This window comes from Flavobacterium sp. (assembly GCF_043773265.1).
Classification (GTDB): domain Bacteria; phylum Bacteroidota; class Bacteroidia; order Flavobacteriales; family Flavobacteriaceae; genus Flavobacterium.
In genome coordinates, this window is sequence record NZ_JAYVFH010000258.1 from 1 (window position 1) to 3,738 (window position 3,738).

Below are 3,738 nucleotides of genomic sequence, written 5' to 3' on the forward strand. Positions count from 1 at the left end.
GATCGCATCGGCATGAACTCTATGATTGTCGAACAAGACATGTCAGGAAATTTTGTAGGCAGCAGTTATGGTTGGGCAACAGCCCGCGATTGGGCAAAATTTGGACTGCTATATTTGCACAAAGGAAACTGGAATGGCGATCAAGTTTTTGACGAATCGTGGGAAAAATATGTGCGAACGCCCACTAATACGTCACAAGGCAAATATGGTGGACATTTTTGGTTAAATGCTGGCGAAAGATATAAAGACGCACCAAAAGATTTATATTCTTGTAATGGTTTTCAAGGACAACGAATTTTTATAATTCCGTCACTTAATTTAGTAATTGTTAGAATGGGATTGAGTGAAGATTTTGATTTTAATGGGTTTTTGAAAGAGATTATTGGTAGTTTTAAGAAGTAGATTTATGAATAAGAAAATATTTTTATCAATACTAATTTTTTGTATTGGTTTTATTATTAATGGCTTCGCATTTGTAACAACTTTAGGACATCCTATAAGTACAATTTGTTTACTTTGTGGATTAGGTTTTATGTTTTTTGGTATTATTTATTTTTTTATTAATGTATTAAAAAAATAGAATTTGAAAGTTAAACTTATAACTAGCCCAGATTAAAATGGAAAGCTTTTTTATAATGATGCTAATTTTTCTTAACAATAAACTGCGACCAACGGAAGCACGTTTATTGTTTTAGAAAAATAGTAATTATTATAAAAAACTTGAAATGAAAAGCTGGATTGGCTCTTAAAAAAATTAACTTAATTTTATGATTTTCAACACAATATAGAAAACAATACAACGTTATTTAAAGAGTTAGTTAAAAATAAATTTAGTTAAATTTTTGTTTTGGGGTTGAAAAAAAGCCATTCAGGATTGTATCTTGAATGGCTTTTGATTTTTATGCTGAACTTGATTTAGCATCTTTTTTAATACAGCACTTCGACTGCGCTCAGTGTGACAAGAAGTTTAGAATTACAATATAAAATTTACTAATAACTCATTTCTACGATTTCTTTAACTTTTTCTAGAGTAATATTTTGTTTTTCGCCAAGTGCTTTCCAACCTCTTTCGCTGAAACGATTAACAATAAAATCGGCAGTTTTAGAATACTCTTTTGTGTTTTCTGAAAGCTTGGTTTTCATTCCCATTTTGTGAAAAAATTCTACCGTTTTTTCAATGGCTTGATTGGCTTTTTCCTCTACAGAATTTCCTGTTACATTAAAAACTCTTTCGCCATATTGTGCTAGTTTGTCTTTTTTGGTTTCAAACATTACTCTATATAAATTTGGACCTATAATTGCCAAAGTTCTAGCGTGGTCAATTTCGTAAAGTGCGGTTAATTCGTGACCAATCATGTGTGTTGCCCAATCGTTAGGAACACCTTTTTGAATTAATCCGTTCAATGCCATTGTTGCACACCACATAAAATCGGAAGCCAATTTATAATCATTTGGATTTGCTACAACTTTTGGTCCAATTTCTACTAGCGTTTGTAAAATTCCTTCGGCTATTCTGTCTTGTAAAAGCGCATCAATTGGATACGTTAAATATTGTTCCATTACGTGCGTAAAGGCATCGATAATTCCATTTTCTATTTGACGTTGAGGCAAAGAAGAAACCACTGTTGGATCGCAAATTGAGAATTTTGGAAACAAAGCACTTCCGCCAAGAACCAATTTTTCTTGCGTTGCTTCAATGGTTACAACTGCACCAGAATTCATTTCGCTTCCTGTTGCTGGCAAAGTTAAAACGGTTCCAAAAGGTATAACTTTAGACAAATCTGTAAACAATACTTTATTTTTTAAAATATCTATAGCATTTCCTTCATAATGTGTTGCGCCAGAAATAAATTTTACACCATCAATTACGCTTCCACCACCAACTGCAAGTAAGAATGTTACGTTCTCATTTTTTACAATTTCTACCGCTTTTAATAATGTTTCAAATCTTGGATTAGGTTCAATTCAGCCAAATTCTATTATTTGAAAATCTTTTAATGCAGCAATAACAGCTTTGTGAACGCCATTTTTAAAAATACTTCCGCCACCATAAGCCAATAAAACTTTGGCACCAGCAGGAATTAATTTAGATAATTTCTCGGTTTGTCCTTTACCAAAAACGTAGTTGGTAGGATTGTATAATTCAAAATTGTTCATTTATATTTTATTTTAAGTGTTGTACTAATTTTTGTGCTACAAGAATAGATGATGCCGGATTTTGTCCTGTAATTAACAATCCATCTTCTACTGCATAAGGTTGCCAATCGCCAACTTTAGAATAAGTTGCACCATTTTCTTTTAATTTGTCTTCTAGTAAAAAAGGAACTACTTTAGTTAAACCAACTGCTTCTTCTTCTGTATTAGAAAAACCTGTAACTTTTTTTCCTTTTACTAAATACGCTCCGTTTACTTTAACATTTTTTAAAGCTCCAGGCGAATGACATACAAATGCAACTGGTTTATTATTAGTGTAAAACGATTCTATCAAGGCAATTGAATTTTTATCTTCGGCTAAATCCCATAATGGTCCGTGTCCTCCAGGATAAAAAACAGCATCATAATCTGCTTGATTTACATCTGCTAATTTATGTGTATTTTTCATTTTTTCCAAAAGTTCTTTATCGTTGTGGTAACGTGTTGATGCTTCTGTAACTGCATCTGGTGCTTCGCTTTTAGGATCAATTGGTGGTTGTCCTCCAAGTGGAGTTGCAACGTCTATAATAATTCCTTTATCTGATAATTCGTAATATGGTGCAGCAAATTCTTCTGTCCAAAATCCTGTTTTTTCGCCTGTATTTCCTAGTTTGTCGTGACTAGTAACTACAAATAATACTTTTTTCATAACTCTTTGATTTTTAATTTGTGATGTTTTGTTTTCTTCAATTACATTTTTGCAACTAAAGAACAGCAAAGGTATTGCTAATAAGAGTTTCAACTGTTTCATACTTTTTGTTATTTGTTACAAAATTACTTTGTTTTGGAATAACATAATAAGAAGAAAATCACAAATTATGTGAGATGATTTTCACATTATTTATTAGAAATTAACTATTTAACGTTTAACGAGAAATTAAAATTTAAGAAGTCTACAAAAAATACATTGCTATATCTGTATGGTTATTTGATATATTGGTAATTAAATATTGGTCTTCTTCTTTTTCGAAAAAAATATACCAAGTTGTTCTAGAATTACTTTTGTAAAAAATATAGCTTGAACCTAAATGAAATAATGGTAAAGGAGTTAATTTGTGTGGAAATGAATGAATATTTGTGTCAATAAAATCGATTATATTGTCTTTATATTGAATAGCGTTTTCAATGTAATTGAAATAATCTTCTTTGTAAAGAATATAAATTAAATTGTTTAAAAAATTTTCAACTTCAAGTTTATAGAAGATTTTTATTTCTTCCATTCTAAAGATTTAATAAATTTAGTCGTTCTATTTTTTAATTCTTCAGATGAAATGGCTGATTTAATTTCTTTTTTGAAATTGAAAGAGGAATGAGTTTTTCTAAAATCATCCATTTGATCTATCAAATTTGAATCATTGATTGAAGAAATCCAATTAATTAACTCCGATTTTTTTGTAGCAACATTCATATTATCAAAATTTTAATCAAATTTAAAAATAATTTTAGAATAATTGAAGTTATTTTTTATAATAATTATTATGATCAATTTCTTGCCAAACTTTATCTGAAAGTAAAGGTTGAATATTCTTTTTATTCTTAATATTT

3 protein-coding genes and 3 pseudogenes are annotated in these 3,738 nt (G+C 29.6%); 1 reads left to right on the forward strand and 5 read right to left on the reverse strand.

Annotated elements, in window-relative coordinates:
• Nucleotides 1–402: pseudogene (locus tag ACH2BO_RS13765) on the forward strand (serine hydrolase); the annotation flags it as partial.
• Nucleotides 403–990: 588 nt separating this feature from the next.
• Here ACH2BO_RS13765 and ACH2BO_RS13770 read toward each other — a convergent pair.
• From ACH2BO_RS13770 to ACH2BO_RS13790, 5 genes and pseudogenes are all read right to left on the reverse strand, one after another.
• Nucleotides 991–2,157: pseudogene (locus ACH2BO_RS13770) on the reverse strand (iron-containing alcohol dehydrogenase).
• Nucleotides 2,158–2,164: 7 nt separating this feature from the next.
• Nucleotides 2,165–2,944 (reverse strand): type 1 glutamine amidotransferase domain-containing protein, encoded by a 780-nt coding sequence (locus ACH2BO_RS13775; protein WP_395045309.1) that lies wholly within the window; start codon nt 2,942–2,944, stop codon nt 2,165–2,167.
• A 142-nt stretch (nt 2,945–3,086) separates the two neighbouring features.
• Nucleotides 3,087–3,413 (reverse strand): hypothetical protein, encoded by a 327-nt coding sequence (locus tag ACH2BO_RS13780; protein ID WP_395045310.1) that lies wholly within the window; start codon nt 3,411–3,413, stop codon nt 3,087–3,089.
• On the reverse strand, nt 3,401–3,601 hold the full coding sequence (locus tag ACH2BO_RS13785; protein ID WP_395045311.1) for a hypothetical protein: 201 nt from the start codon (nt 3,599–3,601) through the stop codon (nt 3,401–3,403). Before ACH2BO_RS13785 ends, ACH2BO_RS13780 begins: the two co-directional genes overlap by 13 nt.
• A gap of 49 nt (nt 3,602–3,650) precedes the next feature.
• Nucleotides 3,651–3,738, reverse strand: a pseudogene (locus ACH2BO_RS13790) (nicotinic acid mononucleotide adenylyltransferase); the annotation flags it as partial.